Here is a 17,811-nt window from a genome sequence, read left to right as displayed (position 1 = left end):
ATCAATTATTCAAAAATCGTTAAGTGAAGTTGATTTTCTCTGCATTTGGGGTGGCCTTGTAATTACAAAAAATAAGGTAAACATTTGGGCTTTCTGATAAAATGCGGCGTATGAAAAATCAAACCAAAGCCCTTGAGTTTTTGCAACTAATAAGCTGCACGACTCATGCTTTTCAGGCAGAGCGAGGTGTACTTTGTATGTATTTGAGTGACCCGACAGATGACAATTTAAACCTGTTTCAATCGTGTGTGATTGAAAGTGATGGTTTAATGAATCAAATCAGTGAACTTGTGAACGAAAGTGCTCAGCTGGAAAATGTGTCTTTGGTAAAAAGCTTGGATAAAATCAACCGTTCGTTGAATCATTTTTTAAGTCAGGTGCCATATCGGGTTTCTGGTCAATCATTTACCATAAATGCCAGTGAAGCATTGATGGTATATACACACCAATTAATCAGCCATTTGGTATTTTTGCAAATAGAATTAATTTTGGCTTTGAAACCCAATAAATCGGTACAAATTTCTGCATTGAGTAACTTTATTAAATGGAAAGACCGCATTGGTAGAGAGCGTGCATTAGGTACCATGGGTATCAATATGCAGCAGTTTGATTGCGACATGTTTTTACATGGTTTTGAAATGCTGTTGAATGAACAACAGGTCAATAAACGAACTTTTCTTGCTTTGGCAGATGAAGACCAGAAAAATTTGTTTAATCACTTGTACATCGAACACATAGAAATAGAAGCGGTTCACAAACAAATCACCAGTTCTCATACGCTTAATATCAAAGCCAAATTTTGGTTTGAATTGGTAAGCCAGAAAATGGATATGATGTATGAGTTGGAGCAAAAATTCATTTCAGCTTTATTCAGTAAGCCCGTAAGGAATACTGCAAAAGGCGAAAACCGCTTATTTAATGAAGATGAAATTGGATTGATTGAAGATTATTTGTTGTTTCGTAATTTATCAACTGGAGTTAAAAAGAAATTATTCCAGTCCAGTAATGTCAGGGATTACAAAAAAGGCAGTTTGTTGTTTTTAGAAGGCGAACAGGCTTCTCGGATTTATGTTGTTATATCTGGTTGGATCAAAATTTTCAAAAACTGTGCAGAAGGTACAGAAAAAATAGAGCATATGCTTTCAAGTGGTGATGTTGTTATTGAATCATCGATTTTTGAAAGTTCAAATTACAGTAACAATGCACAAGTCAGTGTTGAAGCGAGGTTGTTGTCATTTCCTGCTGCTATCTATCGCCATTTAGTTAATCAGGATTTAACATTGGCTTTAAACTCTTTAAAGTACTTGTCACAAAGTTCGACACAATACCAACAACAGGTTGAAGCCAACCGAGTTAAATCGACCAAAGAGCGTGTAGGGCATTTTTTGTTGAAACAATTTGTGGCACAAAAAAACCCCAACACCATTATGCTTCCGTATGAAAAGACCATCATTGCTTCATTGCTGGATATGAAGCCTGAAACCTTTTCTCGTTCATTGAAATCTTTTAAACAAGAAGGTTTAACTTCTGAAAAGCAACAAATACAAGTAAAGAACATGAAAATGCTTTGTGAGTACTGTGATAAAGAAATCGCACAAAGCTGCCAATTTAAACAACAACACGATTGTCAATTCAATGAAACCCCTGATCAGTTACCAACAAACGCTAGAAATTCTTACAAAAGTCGCTCTTAATCACCCATGGGATCAACAGCAAACGGTTGACTTGCCATTGGCTTTAAACCACATGACAGCTGCACCAGTGAACTCACCCATCCAAGTGCCCTCATTTGATAATTCTGCCATGGATGGCTTTGCCGTGGTGACTTCTGAGGTGAATGAACAGCTGCAACAACAGTCAAAAGCCAGTTTAGGAATCACAGGACGAATTCAAGCGGGTGACAGTGATGATGTCAGCGTTTCAAGAGGTTTGACAGCGCCTGCGCAAGCTTGGGAAATCATGACTGGAGCGCCTGTACCCAAAGGTTTTGATGCGGTGGTGCCTGTTGAGGCTGTGCATGTTGATGGTGACCAAGTGATTTTCGAGAAAACGGTTGAATTAGGTCAGAACATCCGAAAGGCCGGTACTGATTATGATATTGGACAACCGGTGGTTGGTGTTAATCAAGTGATTCAAGCCCAACACATCATGGCCTTGGCGACTGTGGGTGTAAAAAAAATAAGCGTCAAAAAACCAGTGCCAGTGGCCTTATTCTCTACCGGCAATGAATTATCTGACGATGAAAACAGTTCAGGTTTGGCAGCCGGTAAAATTCACAATTCTAATCAACCTTTTTTACGTGCGTATTTGTCTCAAATTGATTGTGATGTGACATTTGAGGCCAATTGTCAAGATGACGAAGCCGCATTTGAGTTGTTGCTGAACCAAGCGGCAGAGAAACAAGTTAAAGTCATCATCAGTACGGGGGCGGTATCTATGGGGCGGTATGACTTCATACCCAGTATTTTGAAAAAAAGAGGTGCCACAGTACACTTTCATAAAGCCAAAGTGCGTCCGGGTAAGCCTATCTTGTTTGCTGAATTGCCAGATGGTACCTTGTACTTCGGGTTGCCAGGAAACCCAATAGCAGCTGCATCTGGTGCGAGGTTCTTTTTGACACCCTTACTGCGCATGATCAAGGGCATGCCACCTGAAGCAACTATATTAGCCAAGACCATGTGCAACATAGATAAGAAGCAAGGGTTCAGAACTTTTGCTAAAGCCCAGCTCAGCCTGAGTAAAACGGGACAGCTGCAAGCCAATATGCTGACAGGTCAAGGTTCATTTCAAACACATTCTTTCGCTGAATCAAATTGTTGGTTGGTGCTGCCTGAAGAGGCCGAACACATAGCGGCTGGAGAGTATTTGGCGGTATTACCAATGATTCCTGGATCATTGACTGTCTCATGACAGCAGGTGTGGTCTTGTGTGGAGGGCAATCGTCACGCATGGGACAAAATAAATCTGAGTTGATTTACAAAGGCAAGCCACTGAAAGCATTTATGAGGTCAGTCTTGTTGGATGCGGGTTTGGATTCAGTGTATTTCAGTGGGCCAGATGGCATTGCAGATGAACAATCAGGGCTGGGACCTTTATCAGGTATGTCTAGTAGTTTGAGGGCATTGGATGATGGCATAAATGTACTCTTTGTGCCGGTTGATATGCCTTTGTTGAATTCAAAGTTGGTTGCGGGTTTGCTTGATGTGGTTGAAGATTCAGAAGTGACTCGTTTTGAAGGTCAGCATTTTCCGTTGATATTAAAAAACACAAAAAAAGTTCGTCAAATTCTGACCAAACAACTGGAAGATAAACAGTTGGCAATACATCAGTTGTTTGAACAGTTGTCCCAAAAGTTGGTTGAGTTAGAAGGTCAGTCTGTACAATTTACCAACGTGAACACACAGAAAGAATGGCAAGCGATTAAAAACAATTGATTAGATAACAGGCACGCTAAATACCATATGGAACTGAAATGTGAAATGTGTCATGTTTTACTCCCATAACAATTAATGGCTGATTCATTTGTTGTCAGTATCATAGAAACCTAAGTAATTAACGAGGTGACTTATGATGAATGCAATATCTAAAATGTTGGCTGTTGGCTTAATGGTTGTGGCCAACCAATCAATGGCCAACCAAACTGAGGTGCACAAAGAAATTCTCCAATGTGGTGATGAAGGCTGTGAAGTGGTTTGCCACGAACCCAGTAAGCGGTGGGATAGCTACTTATTGGCCAAAGAAAAAATAGAAGTGACTTATTTCTTGAGAACAGGTGTGAAGCAATTGAAAGCTGAAGTTGAAAAAGGGCAGTTCACGATTTTAGATACACACCCACAGTGGCAATCTTGTCGCATTACCGGTGTTGTTGCATCATCTTGATGCACATTGTCAGTTAAAAAGTTAAAATGGGGTCATTATTCATGAGTAGATGTAATGACCCTTTGTCCATATGCATTGGTACTGAGTTGTGCCAAATGTCCAATCGTAAAAGTTTGCCCTTTAAAAACTGTCATAGGTGATTCTGCTAAAAAAGCAGATAAAGACACTGAACCTGATACAAATACAAATACTAAGGACTGATGATGATTGCTTATATTTACCGTTCAAAGAAAAAAGAAGGTGCTTACTTGTATTTGGCGCGAGGTAAAAAACTAGAAGATGTGCCACAAGAATTACGCACATTGATTGAGCCTTGTATTCAGGTGATGCAATTGAATTTGGCAAAACGGGACAAGCTGGCTTCTGAAGACATTGTTAAAGTAAAAGAGAACTTAGCCAATCAAGGTTATCATTTGCAAATGCCACCTAAAGTGATTAATGATTTGATCAGCTATGGTGACTGAACGGTAAAGCCAAAACATGAAAAAGCCCAACATAGATTACTGTTGGGCTTTTTTATTTTACTTGAATTTTATTGAGCGTCTAATTCGTTTTGTAATTGTTGCATGGCGTCGTTAATTGCCTCTACATCCATGTTGTCGACAAATTCAGCAAATAACATGCTGCCACTGTTGTCTTCAAAGCAACCATAGAAGTTTTTATAATACTGCATGTCTGTTAACATGGTTCCATAATAATCATAGCCTGAAGCTTTTATGGGTTCGATGATTTCAGAGCGGTCGTAGCATGTTTTAATTTGTCGTTCAGCTATTGCAATACATCCAGAAACTGGGGTACTGAGTTCATCACACATGGCCATCAAATCAAAACGCAATTCAATGGGCGATTCTAAAACTTGAGCACCGGTCTCTTCATAACGGAAGCAGGAAATGAATTTTTCTTCAACTTGAGGTTTGAGTTCATAGTATTGGTCATCAGACATGTTATCCCAGTCATATTGATCTAATTCACTGTATGACCAACAAGCATCAATTTGATCGGAAATTGCATCTTCACAATCACCATTACCCATACAGGCCTCTTCTGGGTTGTAACCAGCATAAGCCGCTGCAGCCATCAAACCGCCAATTTTTAAAAATTTTAAAAAACCAAATTTCTTCAGTAAAAACAAAATACCAACCAAGCCAGCAACAGCAACTCCGCCAAATTGTTTTATTAATCCGATAATACGAGCAGGTTCTTTTTCCTCAGTTTCTGTTGCCTTCTCTTGTTCTTGTGTTAACGCTTCATTTTTTTCTTCAGTTTTCTTTTCATAAATCATTGAAGGTTTACTCAAGTCAACGAACTCTTGTTTGGCAGTGGCTTGTTTGTTGCGTTTTTCACCTTCCTGAATCTCTTGGTCTTCTGAATCGCTGGTTTCCTCTTTTATGGGTTCAAGGTCCCAATTTGGAGAGTTGACGTCTGAACCCACTTGAAGTTTTGTGTCTTTATCACTTTCATTACGTGTGCTTTTTTCCGCAGTTTGGTTATGAGATAGGTCGTTGCTGTCTTCTGCGGAACTTTCATCTTCTGACTCTTCAGGCATGGGTTCTAAAGACATCGCTGAAGTGTCTATGGACTGTTTCGGTGCAGGAGGAGTGTTCGATTTATCTTCTTGAGGGGCTGTGCTCTTGGGTGTTTCTGTTGCCGATTCTGGTGTTTGAGGTTGAGGTGATTCAGTTTTAGACGTTTCGAGTTCAGGTGGTTTGGCGGTTTGGGTTATTTGAACCCGTTCAAGTCGCATCTGAAGACCTAAACCTTCTAATGCTGCTTTGAGTTTATAAGCTTTGACATGCTCTGCACCAGGGTGAAGCACCACCTCTTTGCCCGCTCGTAATATTTTTGTGGCTTTGGCCTCAGGCATTTTGAATTTTTCAGCAAAACGCTCGGCAATCAACCCTTCATTGGCATCATCTGATAATTTCCCTAAATAGATGACCTTAAATTTTTGTTCCATTTAACACTCCTCTCTTTTGGCAAACACTTTACAAAAGTTTACAAGAATATACAACATACCTGTAAATGACTACTTTAAATAAGACTGTGCCACATGGTAAGGCGTTTCAGTAAGGGGGTTATTCATCAGCTGATGACAAATTTCGGCAACTGTTTTTGCATCTGCCAGTTGATTGTTGGCATGTAAATCACGCCATTGATTGACCAAAGGAAAATCTGCTTCACTTTGTTGACGGATGTCAGACTGCATACCTGTGTCCATGACGCCTGGATTTATAACCATGGCATTGATAGGATGATCTTGGCGTTGCTGTTCTTGATTAAAAGTGAGTGTAAAATGCTCTAGTGCGGCTTTACTGGCACAGTACAGGGCCATGCCTTCTATGGGTCTTCTTGCTGCCCCAGAACTGATGTAACCCAAGGTTTTTTTAGCTTGGTGTGTTTGAAACGCATGGGTGAATTGGTGTACCAACATCATCGCACTGTTGATGTTAATGTTTAAATGTTTGCTGATTGCTTCAACATCAGTGTCACCGATATTGCCAAATGGAGATAAGCTGGCTGTGTTGATGATGAGTTGAATTTCAGGTCGGTTTTCAGTTTTGTAACGGTTGAACAGTTGTCTGAATGTTTCGTTGGATTGTGAAACATTCGCAAAGTCACAGTTGATGCTGTGGCTGGAAGTGCCACTGCGTGATAATTCAATCACATCCCAGTTCTCAGAAAGGTATTTTTCACACATGGCTTTACCTAAGCCTTGTGATCCCCCGGCAATAAATATTAAAGGTTTCATGCTGATTTTGTGTACGTATGGGTGGTTTGATTAAAAGGTTTTGAGCAATATAACACAAAGCCGCATCATGTGCGGCTTTGTGTTTGTCGACTTATTTAGCTTTTATTTCCAGACCCTGAACTCGGCATAACAGTTGTTTTTAACAAACAATTCGCCAAAACGATTGACGCCCCAGTTGCCTTTGCATGGGTATTTCCCTTTACTTATCTCACGTTTGAATTCGACACGCTCAAAGTTTTTGGCATTACAAATTTTGACTTGTTTGCTTCTGGATTTGCATTTGATATCAAAGTACCTACTTTGGTAATTACCATCATCATAATGATCATCGTAGTTTTCTTGTTGGTATGCTAAAAAGCCAAATTGAGCTTTGCAGCCATTTTTAACCCATATGCCTCGTGGGTCGTAACCCCAATTGCCTCTACAGGCATTTCCTCGGCGGTTTAAAACTTCAATGATTTCAACTTGTTCTAGTTCTGGTACTTCACAGTATTCCATGTAACTGCCACGTGATTCACATTGAATGGTTTGTAAATCGGGTTGGTTACCACCGTATCCATAATCATTGTCATAACGACTGATACGAAAGTCAGCTTTACAGCCACGAGCCACCCAAATTTCATTGTTGTTGTGTCCCCAGTTGCCTTGACAGCTGTAGCGACTTAGTTGGTGAATCAAAGTGATTTTTGCATTTTTTAAGTTGCCTACCTGACAACTGTTTCTTCTCATGCTATAGGATTCACATCTGATGAAATCGTCATTTCTGTAGTCATTACCCCAATGGTTCTGGTATCGGTCTGTAGTGAATTCTGCTCTACACCCATTAGTGACCCATACACCATAATAATCATATCCCCAGTTGCCACGGCAATTATTGTAGCTGATTTGGCGTTTCAGTCGTATGCCTCCTGACGTGTCTGCGTAACAGTGTTGTCTTTGTCCATTGTAGGACTCACATTTGAAAGTGTCTCCACGGCGGTATTGGGTTGATTTGGATTTGTTGCCTTTGAAACGATTGTAATCATCCTCTGAAGAATTCATTGAGGGTGACATTTTTTCTAGTTGTTTTGCTGCTTGTCTGTTGGTTGTTTGTGCACTGACTTGAAAGCACAGTGCCAATAAAATTAAAGTGATGAATTTATTCATTTGTTCCTCTCAATTGTGTTCTATTTTATTTTAAACACTTCTGAGCTGAATGGAGACTTAATTTGTAAATTTATATGCCAAATCAAAAGCGTAATTGAATACTCAATCGAAGGCTGTTTGTATAACAGCCTTGGTAGTGGTTTGGATTAATCCCAAACCTTAAATTCAGCATAGCAGTTGTTTTTTACGAACAAGTCACCTGAGCGGTCAATGCCCCAATTTCCTTTGCATGGGAACTTACCTTTGCTTATGCTGCGATTTAACTCTGCTTTTCTGATGTTGCGGGCACAGGTTTTTTTTGTGTTTGAGCGAGATTTACACTTGAGAAGGCGAGGGGTGTCTGGATGTTGACGTACGTTGTTTGTTTGTCTGTCTTGCCAGTTACCAGAGCGGTTGCCTTTCTGTGTGTAATGAAAACGGGCTTTACAATTATTATCGACCCATATGCCTTTGGCATCGAATCCCCAGTTGTTGAAACAAGTTTTTTCAGCTTTACTCATGACTTCAACCAATTTGACGTCTTTTAATCTTGGCATATCACAATAATGTCTGCGGTATTTTTTAGACAGGCAAACCAGTTCGTTTGTTACTTGTCCAGGCCTGTGGTTGGCATTTGGTTTGTTGTTTCTTTGAATTTTGAAGTCGGCTTTACAACCATTAATAACCCAAATTTCTTTGTTATTGTGTCCCCAGTTGCCGCTGCAATCTCTGGCACTTAATTGATGGATTAATTGAACTTTAACGTTTTTCAAGTTGTGACCGATGGTGCAAATTTGTTTACCTAAACGGTAAGATTCACAGCGGACTATATGGTCTTTGTTGTAATTATTTCCCCAGTGGTCTTGATACCGGTCGGTCGTGAACTTAGCTCGGCAACTGTTGGTAACCCAAACCCCATAATAGTCATAACCCCAATTGCCTCGGCATTTACCCCGACTCAACTCTTTAACTAACCTGATTCCACCTTGGGTGTTAATCTGGCAGTGTGCTCTTCTGCCATTCTTTGACTTGCAAGTGATTCTGTCATTGTTGTTGCTTTGCCGGTTTCGTTTGTTTTGTTTTTGCTGGTAATTGGCTTCGTTTGAGTTGTGTTCACTAGGCAGGCGTTTAACTTTCTGTGCGGCCGCCTTAGGTTGATAACTGACTGTCAAAAATACAGTGATAATTGTCAGTATTGCTTTGTTCATATAAGCCTCCGTTATCATTTGGTTTTACTTATCATACCTTCTTTGGATGGTTTCTGCCGTGTTGTTGTGAATCTTAAGCCAAAAAGCCACCATCTACGGGTAAGTTCACACCTGTGATGTAGCTGGCTGCAGGTGAAGCTAAAAATAGAAATGCAGGTGCGATTTCTTCTGGTTGGGCCATTCTTGCCATTGGAATTTGAGGCAATATCATTTTTAGCATGGCTGGGCTTTGGGTTAAAGCCGAAGCAAACTTGGTGTCGGTTAAGCCTGGTAATACGGCATTCACTCTGATGCCAAATTGGGCACACTCTTTGGCAAAGCTTTGGGTCATGGAAATAATGGCGGCTTTGCTGTTTGAGTAAATGGCTTGATTCCATCCAGGAACAACGCCGTTCACCGAGGCGGTATTGATGATGACGCCTGATTTCTGGTCACGCATCATTTGACCAGCCAATTGGCTCAAATGAAAATAGCCTTCTACATTCACTTCTACCGCTTTTTTCATCGCTTCATATCCCGTATCTAACACATTACCAAAATAAGGGTTGGCAGCGGCATTGTTGACCAAAATATCCAGTCGTGTGAATTGTTTTTTTATTTCTTCAATCAAGGCAATGCGGGATTCAGGGTCGCCGTTGTGGCAGGCAATGGCATGCGCTTGGCCGCCTTTTGATGTGATGGCATCGACCACATTTTGACAGCTTTCTTGAGAGCGTGAGCTGACGATTACGGTGGCACCTTGTTCAGCAAACTGTTCTGCCACAGCTTGTCCGATACCACGCGATGCACCTGTGATCAGGACTATTTTATTTTCAAATGTATTGTTCATGTTTTATTTTAATTGTTGTGTGGCTTGTTGAATCATCAGGTCGCGAATGGCGCCTAGTGTTGCAAAAGCCGGGTTGGGGTTTTGGCCATTTTCATAACGGAAGAAAATTTGTTGTGCAATCACAGCCAGTCGGAACAAGCCGTAAACATAATAAAAGCGGTAATCGTCAAGTTGAATACCTGCAAGGTCGCAATAATAATGCACCAATTCATCACGGCTCATCATTTCAGGTAAATGTGTTGGCATCATGGCGCATTGCTTGAGCATGTCATTGTCATCAGATTGTATCCAGTATGCCAATGAGCAACCCAGATCCATCAAAGGATCTCCAACGGTTGCTAATTCCCAGTCAAGAACACCAATGATTTGAGGTTTTTCTGTCTTGCTGCTGTCAAACACCACATTATCAAATTTAAAGTCATTGTGAATTGGGCAATAGTCACGGTTGTCTTCTGGCATGTTTTTTTCTAACCAATCCATCACTTTTTGGGCCTTGTCATGTGCTGGCCTGACTTTCAAATACCTGGTGATCCAACCGTCAATTTGTCGCTTGATGTAGCCACGGCCTTTATCAAAATGATGCAAACCTTGACCATCACATTGATGTAATTGAAAATGATTAGTTATTAATGAACGGCATAAGTCTGGGGCTTGCGTTGGATTGAATGCTTCGGGTAAATTTTGCCTGATGATCAGGCCTTCAATCGGCTGCATGGCATAAAAATCTCGTTCAAAAACAGACGAGTCTTGGCACAGAAATAAGGGCTCTGGGCACAAATCATAGCTGGGTTTTAATGCTTTTAACCATTGAAACTCTCGTTCCATGTTGTGTGCACCTTTGGCTTTGGTGCCCGGTGGAGAAGTTCTTAATATGAGGTGTTGTTCACCGGCAGTTACCCTGAACGTCAGGTTGCTGGCACCTCCTTTTAATGGCGTTATGGTAATCGGTGCTTCAGTGCCGAGTTGCGTACTGATATAGTTTTTTACTGTCGCTTTGTTCATTGTTTATTTTGATCATGGCACAGATGTCTTGCCACATGTTTTCGGCGTAATCATCTATGGTGATGTTTCTTTTTTGGTATTTCCAAGTTTTGGTATACCAATCTTGGAGCATGGCTTTGATCATAGATGCGGTGAATTCTGGGTTTTTACATTCACAATGCCCCAGTTTCTGTGCTGCAATGATTTTCTTTTCGATGGCTTGTTCCATCTGAATTTCTGAACGGATAAAAAGTTTCATCAAAGCCCGGTCTAAGTGCTTTCCTTCCATGAACACAAAATGAAACCAAGTTTTTAGCCTTTCACTGAGGTACAAATGACGCGTCAACATGGCATACAGTTCCGGTATGGGGTCCTTGTCATGGTCTGCAAACTGTTTTAAGCAAACTGAGCCCATCTCAATCAAGCCGGTATGCACCATGGCAGCCAATTGATTTTTATTTTGAAAATATTTATACAAACCACCGATGCTCATTTGACAATGTTCACTCAGGTCTCGCATCGACATCGATTGAAAGCCTTGTTTGTGTGCCAGATAGGTGGTGGCTTCAATGATGGTTTGAATTTTTTTAGTCGCGATGTTTTGGTTTTTTAGGTTTAATTTATGGTGATGTTTTTTATATAGAAACATCCACTCATCACCAATTAATTGTTCAAATAAAATTAAAAATTGTTGGTAACTGGTTCGCATCAATAGGTTTTCAAAATTTGTTTACCTAATGATAGCATGTGAACCTCATCTGGACCGTCATAAATTCTCGCGGCACGCTCTTCACGAAAGAAAAAAGCGACGATGCTGTCATCAGTCATGCCCAAAGCACCTAAGGACTGAAGGCAATTATCCATCACGGTTTGTAACATCTGCGCACAATGGAATTTAATCATTGAAATTTCAAATCGGGCGGCATCAAAGCCAGCAGCATCAACTGTTTGGGCTGTATTCAAAACCATGGTTCTGGCGGCCTGAATCGCAGCAAAACTGGTGGCTACTTTGCTCTGTATCATGGCTTGGTCGGCCAATGTTTGTGTGGCTGTGATTTGTCTGTTTTTGACATGTTTACACATGATGTCAAAACAGCGTTGTGCTATGCCAATCCAGCGCATGCAATGGTGAATCCGACCAGGTCCTAAACGCTGTTGGGCTAATTTGAAACCGTGACCGGCTTGTCCAATGGTGTTTGATTTAGGCACACGACAAGACTTAAAACAGAGCTCTGCATGTGAAAAATAGCCAGATCCTGCGTGTCCCATTACTGGAATATTGCGTTTAAAAATGAGTCCGTCTGTATCCATGGGAACCAGTATCATGCTGGCCCTTTGATGCTTGGGTGCATCGGGTTCGGTTACAGCCATGACAATGGTGAAAGCCGCCCCATCTGCTGAAGTGGTGAACCATTTGTCACCGTCAATGACCCAGTCATCTCCTTCGCTTTTAGCACTTGTGCTTAATAGGGTTGGATTTGAGCCTGCATTGTTAGGCTCGGTCATGGCAAAACAGCTGCGAATATCACCTGACTTTAAAGGATCAAGCCATTGTTTTTTAATGTGTTCTGGTGCGTGGTCGTGTAACAGTTCTATGTTGCCGATATCTGGAGCCTGCCAGCCGAAGACATAATGGCCGAGGGGGGATTGACCAATGACTTCAGCCAGCAAACCTGTCAAATGCACAGAATATGAATCCATGCTTGTGGGAAAGTGGGTTGACCACCAGTTATGATGTTTGACCTTTTTACGCAATTCATTCAAAGCCAGATTTAACTTTTCCCACTGTTGGGTTAAAAGCAGTGGTTCCAATGGCAACACTTCAGTGGCCATGAATGTTTTAATCTTTTCGAATTCAGCTGCTAAAGCTGGGCTGATTGCTGTCATATTTTGACCGGTCTTGGCATCATGGGTGGCATTATACATAATTATTCGAATGAATGTTCGTTTTGTTTGTTAGAATAGCAAAACCAAAAATTTTACCATAAACATATGACTCAAAAAAATAGGCCAGTGATGTTAATTACAGGTGCCGCCAGTGGTTTGGGCTTGGCATTGGCTAAGCAAGCGATAAAAACCCATAATGTGGTGGTGGTTGACCTGCAAAAAGAACAAGGACAACAAGTTGTTGATGATTTGAAGGCATCAGGTGGTGAAGCCATTTTTATACCTTGTGATGTCACAAACTTGACACAAATTGAAGCAATGAAAAAGCATTTGATGGATGCCTATGGTCGACTTGATGTGTTGATTAACAATGCTGGTGTTGCCAGCCAAGGAGATCTGATTGGTTCCACAGAGCATGAGTGGGAGCGGCTGATTGATACCAATTTGCTCAGTGTGGTGCGCATCAGTCGAACCCTGATTCCTTTGTTGTCTGAAAGCAGTCAAGCCAGTATAGTGAATGTGGCTTCGTTTGCTGCATTGGCTTTGATGCCAGGAATGTCTTCATACAATGTCGTTAAAGCGGCCGTGCTGGCATTGAGTGAAACCTTGCGGTGCGAGCTGTTAGCTAAAAATATTCATGTCAGTTGCGCTTGTCCTGCTTTTTTTCAAACCAATTTGGTATCATCTATGGAAGGCGTTGATGAAGCAGTTAAATCAAAAATTGGTTCTTGGATGAAAGCATCAAAATACACCGCAGATGATGTGGCTAAAATGATATTGAATGCTGTTGATAAAAAAGAATTTTTGATTTTGGCAGATAAGCAAAGTCGTTGGCAACACCGAATTGCTAGATGGTTTCCAAACTATTTTTACAGACAAAAAATGTCTTTTTATGGGAAGTTGAAATAATGAATAAGTGGATGATTTATGGTGCAACAGGCTATTCTGGTCAATTAATTGTTGAGCAAGCGGTTGCTCAAGGCTTGAACCCCGTATTGGCAGGGCGCAGTGAAGAAAAGGTCAAAACACTGGCAGCACAATACAATTTGCCCTTTCAAGTTTTTTCTATAGATGAATTGGCAAAAGACCATGGTTTATTGGCAGACATGTTCTTGGTGCTTAATTGTGCGGGACCATTTTCTCAAACGGCTGCCATAATGATGGAAGCTTGCTTGTACCAGAAAAGCCACTATTTAGACATTACAGGTGAAATTGATGTGTTTGAACTGGCGGCTTCTTTAGATAAGACGGCCCAAAATGCAGGTGTGGTATTGTGCCCTGGTGTGGGTTTTGATGTGATTCCTACTGATTGTGTGGCCTCTCAATTAAAACAAATGATGCCAGATGCCACGCAATTGACTTTAGGTTTTGATTCTCGCTCTGGATTCAGTCCGGGCACGGCCAAAACATCAGTAGAAGCGCTCCCTTACGGCGGAAAAGTGAGAGAAAATGGTGTGATTAAGCATGTGCCACTGGCATTTAAAACCAGAAAAATAGACTTCGGAGGCGGAGAGAAACTGGCCATGACCATTCCATGGGGTGATGTGTCAACGGCCTATCACAACACCAAAATTCCAAACATCGAAGTGTATATTCCTGCATCTCTTGGTTTGGTCAAAAAAATGAAGCGCATGAACTTTTTAAGGCCCATCTTAGGGTGGCGTTGGATTCAAAACATCATCAAAAACAAGATTGAGAAAAAAGTCAAAGGGCCATCGGAATCAACCAGACAAGCTTTGACAACGCATGTTTGGGGTGAGGTTAAAAATGAAGCCGGTGATGTCAAAACACTGCGGATTTTGACCAGTAATGGCTACGAGTTGACTGCTCAAGGTTCAGTCCATATTGCTGCTGCGATGTTAACTGGCGTCAATCGCTCAGGTTACCAGACACCTGCGATGTTGATGGGGGCTGATTTGGTCAATAAATTACCAGGCACCAGCAAGTTAGATTAATCTTTCAGTAAAATCCTGATCGATCAGGGTGACTTGTCATATAATGGACGGTTTGAAAATTTAAACAGACCAGTGATTAAGTACCCAATCAGCTTCAAAGGCCCTAAAGGCCAGCTTCAAACGCATTTATCAGAAGCTCTGGTTTACCAAGCATTGACACTGATGATGCGTGAGGAGTGGATTCAATGGCGACATGATGAAGTGTCTCAACTGGTCAGGGCAAAACTGAATGACGGTACTGAAGAAGTGCATTGTCAGTTGCACTGGCCACTGGAATCACAATTGGTCGCAAAATGTAGTTGTGCAATACCCAAGCCTTGTGTCCATATTTGTGCCTTGGTGATAGAGAGTAAGTCACGATTAGATCAGTTGCCACCATTCACTCAGCAATTAAAGAAAAGCAGCGATGTCCGTATGGCCTTTTTTCATTGGTTGCAACGACAAAGCCACGATCCTTTCCCGCCCATGGCACGTCACAGGGTCGCTTACCTGTTGAATTATGACGAAAGTGTGGGGCAGTATGTGGTCAGCTTACACAAGGCCTATCTGAATCAAGATGACAGTTACCAAATAAAAGCCGAGATTGACAGTGGCTTACTATTAAAGAAGGTCAGGCCAAAATTCCTCAGTCTGGCAGATCAACAAATCATGCATATGATGCACAAGGCAGGTGCAACTGGTGCTCATGAGTACCTGCTTTCAAGTGCCAAAGACAAACCCCTTTTCAAAGCCATGGTTGGCACAGGTCGCTGCTTTTGGCGTGCATGCTATCGACCGCCATTAACGTGGCAAGACAATCATCCTGCAGCACACATCCAAGCCAGTCAGTCGGCTTTAGATGCCATGCTTCAAGGGGTATGGTTTCACAAGGGCAACAATGCCATTGTAGAAAAAGTAGCCGCCCAAACCAAGCGATTCATTGCCATAGATGTTAAGCGTGCTACCACTATGCAGGCGCATTTGGCTGTAATAAGTCACAGCATGACGCTGGAATGGGCGCCACAAACAGCGATGACTTTAGATGTGGCACAAATATCATTTTCTGTCGGCGAGGTGTCATTCAATTTAGAAGATTTGCGTCAAGGTCTGGTGCCAGCAGATGAGCAATTATTAGATGCGGTGGCAGGCTATTGTATTCAGTTGGAAAAGCTGCCTTCTGTGCATGCCGCCTATGAAGCACCTGTGGCAGAACGATTTTCCGTAAATGACCGCTGTTTGCAGCCTGATTTGACCAGTCATGCACCGTTGTTACTGGCTTTAAAAAGGGCCGGATGGCATGTGGACTTTGATGCCACGTTCCGCAATAATCAGGTTACCAGTGATAAATGGTTTGCCAATATACAATCAGATGCCGACACACCTTGGTTTGATTTGGCTTTGGGCGTGGAGATTGATGGTAAACCGGTTAATTTATTGCCGCATTTGGTCAAGGCCATAAAAACAGGTGCTTTAGAAACGGCCGCAGAGCAGTTGAGCATACAGTTAGACGATGGACAATGGATTGGTGTGGAACATAAAAAGGTCAAGCACATCGCTGCCACATTGAGCGAACTGTATGATTTGTCAACGAAAGCACCGTCTGATTCCTTAAAGTTACAAGACAGTCAGTTATTGCGCTTGAATCAATTAGAACAAGTGTGGCAGGACAGTCCTGAAAACCTACAATGGCAAGGTGACTTGTGGTTGAAGGACAAGGCAGATGCCTTGAAGTCGGTCAATGAATTACCAGAAGTGGCCGTTCCAGGTGGCTTAAATGCAACTTTGCGTGCATATCAAGTATCAGGCTTGTCTTGGCTTCAGTTTTTGGTTCAACATGACCTGGGGGGCATCTTGGCAGATGACATGGGTTTGGGTAAAACACTACAAACATTGGCCCATATTTTGACAGAAAAGCAATCGGGCAGAATGACCACGCCATGTTTGGTGGTGACGCCAACCAGCTTGGTTGGTAATTGGCAAAGTGAATGTGCGAAATTCACGCCGCAGTTGTCCGTGTTGGCATTAATGGGTCAGAACAGAGCACCTTTACACAAAAAAATAAAACAAGCAGATGTGGTGCTGACTTCTTATGGGACCTTATCGAGGGATGTTGAAAAGTTGCGCCAACATGACTTTCATTTGCTGGTTCTCGATGAAGCTCAAGCCATCAAAAACAGCAAAACAAGAATCAGCAGAACAGTGAAGCAAGTGCCCTCAAAACACAGGTTGTGTTTGACGGGTACGCCGATTGAAAATCATTTGGGTGAGTTGTGGTCGATGTTTGAATTTTTGATGCCCGGTTTTCTTGGTTCACAAAAGCAGTTTCAAAATGTTTACCAATGGCCGATAGAAAAAGCCGGTGACGAAATGAAACAAAAAGCATTGCAAGCGCGTGTCGCACCTTTGATGATGCGCCGCAAGAAAGAGCAGGTTGCCACAGAATTGCCTGACAAGACCGAAGTGGTTGAATTGATTGAACTGGAAGAAATGCAAGCCGCTGTTTATGAGTCGGTACGATTGAGTATGGCCGATGAGATACGTCAAGCGGTGCATAACAAGTCAGGTCATTCATTGCTGATTGGCAATGCCTTGCTGCGTTTGAGGCAGGTATGCTGTCACCCGGCATTGTTGGGCCTAAGTAATGACCAAAATAGCAGTCAAGATCAAACTGAATCCAAAGAAACTCAAGCAGGCTCGGGCAAACTGGCTTGGTTGAGAACGGTTTTACCAACCTTAATAGAAGACGGCCGCCGTATTTTAATATTCTCGTCATTTACCAGTATGTTGAAAATCATTGCTGATGAGCTTTCAGCACTTGAAGTGGATTATTTGAAACTGACCGGAAAAACACCCGCTGCAAAGCGCAGCGGCTTGGTGGATGAATTTCAACAGGGTAATGTGCCAGTCTTTCTTATCAGCTTAAAAGCCGGTGGTGCGGGCTTGAATCTGACGGCAGCCGATACGGTGATACACTTCGATCCTTGGTGGAACCCTGCCGCTGAGAAACAAGCCAGTGACCGCGCCCACAGGATTGGACAAGACAAGCAAGTCTTTGTTTATAAGTTGATAGCCCGCGGTACCGTTGAACAAAAAATCAACGACATGCAAAACAACAAGAAACTGCTCGCTGACAGTGTATTGAACCACAACAAAACCATGACTGATATTCTGGGTGAACAACAATGGGAAAGTGTCTTTGAGCCATTGGGTGGGTGAATA

16 protein-coding genes are annotated in these 17,811 nt (G+C 42.0%); 8 read left to right on the top strand and 8 right to left on the bottom strand.

Going from position 1 to position 17,811, the window contains the following annotated elements:
• Positions 1–101: 101 nt before the first annotated feature.
• From FET73_RS08065 to FET73_RS08045, 5 genes are all read left to right on the top strand, one after another.
• Entirely contained in the window at positions 102–1,694 is a 1,593-nt protein-coding gene (locus FET73_RS08065) for a nitrate- and nitrite sensing domain-containing protein (protein ID WP_154223447.1), read from the top strand.
• Complete coding sequence (locus FET73_RS08060; RefSeq protein WP_154223446.1) at positions 1,636–2,910, top strand: molybdopterin molybdotransferase MoeA; 1,275 nt, start codon at positions 1,636–1,638, stop codon at positions 2,908–2,910. Before FET73_RS08065 ends, FET73_RS08060 begins: the two co-directional genes overlap by 59 nt.
• A complete protein-coding gene (gene mobA / locus FET73_RS08055; RefSeq protein ID WP_154223445.1) occupies positions 2,907–3,434 on the top strand; it encodes a molybdenum cofactor guanylyltransferase in 528 nt (175 codons plus the stop codon). The genes FET73_RS08060 and mobA overlap by 4 nt, the downstream gene beginning before the upstream one ends.
• A gap of 133 nt (positions 3,435–3,567) precedes the next feature.
• Entirely contained in the window at positions 3,568–3,879 is a 312-nt protein-coding gene (locus tag FET73_RS08050) for a hypothetical protein (RefSeq protein ID WP_154223444.1), read from the top strand.
• Positions 3,880–4,082: 203 nt separating this feature from the next.
• Positions 4,083–4,343 (top strand): YcgL domain-containing protein, encoded by a 261-nt coding sequence (locus tag FET73_RS08045; protein WP_154223443.1) that lies wholly within the window; start codon positions 4,083–4,085, stop codon positions 4,341–4,343.
• A 68-nt stretch (positions 4,344–4,411) separates the two neighbouring features.
• Here FET73_RS08045 and FET73_RS08040 read toward each other — a convergent pair whose 3' ends face one another.
• From FET73_RS08040 to FET73_RS08005, 8 genes are all read right to left on the bottom strand, one after another.
• Complete coding sequence (locus FET73_RS08040; RefSeq protein WP_154223442.1) at positions 4,412–5,836, bottom strand: hypothetical protein; 1,425 nt, start codon at positions 5,834–5,836, stop codon at positions 4,412–4,414.
• A gap of 69 nt (positions 5,837–5,905) precedes the next feature.
• Positions 5,906–6,628 carry an SDR family NAD(P)-dependent oxidoreductase gene (locus FET73_RS08035; protein ID WP_154223441.1) on the bottom strand — a complete coding sequence of 241 codons (723 nt, stop codon included), beginning with the start codon at positions 6,626–6,628 and terminating at the stop codon, positions 5,906–5,908.
• A 102-nt stretch (positions 6,629–6,730) separates the two neighbouring features.
• Entirely contained in the window at positions 6,731–7,774 is a 1,044-nt protein-coding gene (locus FET73_RS08030) for a DUF3011 domain-containing protein (protein ID WP_154223440.1), read from the bottom strand.
• Between the two features lie 146 nt (positions 7,775–7,920).
• Positions 7,921–8,961 carry a DUF3011 domain-containing protein gene (locus FET73_RS08025; RefSeq protein ID WP_179952187.1) on the bottom strand — a complete coding sequence of 347 codons (1,041 nt, stop codon included), beginning with the start codon at positions 8,959–8,961 and terminating at the stop codon, positions 7,921–7,923.
• A 73-nt stretch (positions 8,962–9,034) separates the two neighbouring features.
• On the bottom strand, positions 9,035–9,790 hold the full coding sequence (locus tag FET73_RS08020; RefSeq protein ID WP_154223438.1) for a glucose 1-dehydrogenase: 756 nt from the start codon (positions 9,788–9,790) through the stop codon (positions 9,035–9,037).
• Between the two features lie 3 nt (positions 9,791–9,793).
• On the bottom strand, positions 9,794–10,792 hold the full coding sequence (locus FET73_RS08015; protein WP_154223437.1) for a phosphotransferase family protein: 999 nt from the start codon (positions 10,790–10,792) through the stop codon (positions 9,794–9,796).
• Positions 10,743–11,480: a TetR/AcrR family transcriptional regulator gene (locus tag FET73_RS08010; RefSeq protein ID WP_154223436.1), complete on the bottom strand. Its 738-nt coding sequence runs from the start codon at positions 11,478–11,480 to the stop codon at positions 10,743–10,745. Before FET73_RS08010 ends, FET73_RS08015 begins: the two co-directional genes overlap by 50 nt.
• Complete coding sequence (locus tag FET73_RS08005) at positions 11,480–12,697, bottom strand: acyl-CoA dehydrogenase family protein (RefSeq protein ID WP_218944299.1); 1,218 nt, start codon at positions 12,695–12,697, stop codon at positions 11,480–11,482. The genes FET73_RS08010 and FET73_RS08005 overlap by 1 nt, the downstream gene beginning before the upstream one ends.
• A 66-nt stretch (positions 12,698–12,763) precedes the next feature.
• Here FET73_RS08005 and FET73_RS08000 point away from each other — a divergent pair, with 66 nt between their 5' ends.
• The 3 genes from FET73_RS08000 (at position 12,764) to FET73_RS07990 (ending at position 17,808) form a co-directional block, all read left to right on the top strand.
• Positions 12,764–13,567: an SDR family NAD(P)-dependent oxidoreductase gene (locus tag FET73_RS08000; RefSeq protein WP_154223434.1), complete on the top strand. Its 804-nt coding sequence runs from the start codon at positions 12,764–12,766 to the stop codon at positions 13,565–13,567.
• Entirely contained in the window at positions 13,567–14,613 is a 1,047-nt protein-coding gene (locus FET73_RS07995) for a saccharopine dehydrogenase family protein (RefSeq protein ID WP_154223433.1), read from the top strand. Before FET73_RS08000 ends, FET73_RS07995 begins: the two co-directional genes overlap by 1 nt.
• 72 nt (positions 14,614–14,685) lie before the next feature.
• Complete coding sequence (locus tag FET73_RS07990; RefSeq protein ID WP_154223432.1) at positions 14,686–17,808, top strand: SNF2-related protein; 3,123 nt, start codon at positions 14,686–14,688, stop codon at positions 17,806–17,808.
• The last annotated feature ends 3 nt before the right edge of the window (positions 17,809–17,811 follow it).

It is taken from the genome of Marinicella rhabdoformis (assembly GCF_009671245.1).
Classification (GTDB): Bacteria; Pseudomonadota; Gammaproteobacteria; order Xanthomonadales; family Marinicellaceae; genus Marinicella; species Marinicella rhabdoformis.
Note: the sequence above shows the minus strand (reverse complement) of the source record. Positions and strands in the feature narration are given on the sequence as shown.